1 protein-coding gene is annotated in these 1,586 nt (G+C 64.4%); it reads left to right on the plus strand.

Annotated features, from left to right (window positions below; all coding sequences use genetic code 11):
- The coding region (locus C7411_RS36750; RefSeq protein WP_207786591.1) for an electron transfer flavoprotein-ubiquinone oxidoreductase at positions 1-1,586 on the plus strand (1,586 nt) is incomplete at both ends.

The raw sequence follows: 1,586 nt of genomic DNA on the forward strand, positions 1-1,586 counted from the left end.
TACGGCCCACGCGAGTCGATGGAATACGACGTGGTGATCGTCGGCGGCGGCCCGGCCGGGCTGTCGGCCGCGATCCGCCTGAAGCAGCAGGCCGCGGAGAAAGGCGTCGAAATCGGCGTTTGCGTGCTGGAAAAAGGCTCGGAAATCGGGGCGCATATCCTCTCGGGCGCGGTCATGGATCCGCGGGCGCTCAATGAACTGATGCCGGACTGGAAGGAGCAAGGCGCGCCGCTGAACGTGCCCGTGACCGAGGACAAGTTCCTGTTCCTCACGGAAACCGGCGCGAAGGGCGTGCCGAACTGGGCGCTACCCGAGAACTTCAAGAACCACGGCAACTACGTCATCAGCCTCGCGAACGTCACGCGCTGGCTTGGGACAATGGCAGAAGCGCTGGGCGTGGAAATCTTCCCCGGCTTTCCGGCCGCCGAGGTGCTCTACCACGACGACGGGTCCGTGAAGGGCGTCGCCACCGGCAACATGGGTATCGGCAAGGACGGCGAGCCCACCGAGAACTTCCAGCTCGGCATGGAACTGCACGCGAAGTACACGCTCTTCTGCGAGGGCTGCCGCGGGCACCTGGGCCGTCAGCTGAACGAGAAGTTCAAGCTCGGCAAGGACGCGGATCCGCAGGTCTACGGCATCGGCATCAAGGAACTGTGGGAGATCGACCCGTCGAAGCACCAGCCCGGTCTCGTGATCCACACGGCCGGCTGGCCGCTGGAAAGCGATACCTACGGCGGCTCGTTCCTGTACCACATCGACAACAACCAGGTGATGGTGGGCTTTGTCGTGGGTCTGGCGTACCAGAACCCGTATCTCTCGCCGTTCGAGGAATTCCAGCGCTACAAGACGCACCCGGAAATCCGCAAGTATCTGGAAGGCGGCAAGCGCGTGTCGTATGGCGCGCGCGCGATCACCGCAGGCGGCCTGATGTCGCTGCCGAAGCTCGTGTTCCCGGGCGGCGCGCTGGTGGGTGACGATGCGGGCTTTCTGAACGCCTCGCGCATCAAGGGCAGCCACGCGGCGATCAAGACCGGCATGCTGGCCGCCGATGCGGCGTTCGAAGCCGTGCAGGCCGGCCGCCAGAGCGATGAACTCGCGGCCTACCCGGAGGCGTTCACGCAGTCGTGGCTCTACACGGAACTCTACAAGGCGCGCAACTTCAAGCAGTGGATGAGCAAGGGCCTGTACCTGGGCACGCTGATGGTGGGCATCGAGCAGAAGCTGCTGGGCGGCAACGTGCCGTGGACGCTGCATCACCAGCATCGCGATCACGAGATGCTCAAGCCCGCTTCGCAGTGCAGGCCGATCGAGTATCCGAAGCCCGACGGCAAGCTCACGTTCGACCGGCTCTCCTCGGTGTTCATTTCGAACACGAACCACGAGGAGAACCAGCCGGCGCACCTCACGCTCAAGGACGCGAGCGTGCCTGTGAACGTGAACCTGCGCACCTACGCGGGCCCCGAAGCGCGCTTCTGTCCGGCCGCGGTGTACGAGTTCGTGAAGAACGAGGACGGCAGCGACCGTCTGCAGATCAACGCGCAGAACTGCGTGCACTGCAAGACCTGCGATATCAAGGACCCGAC

Origin of the sequence: Paraburkholderia silvatlantica, from assembly GCF_003096715.1 — a bacterium.
GTDB lineage: Bacteria > Pseudomonadota > Gammaproteobacteria > Burkholderiales > Burkholderiaceae > Paraburkholderia > Paraburkholderia silvatlantica.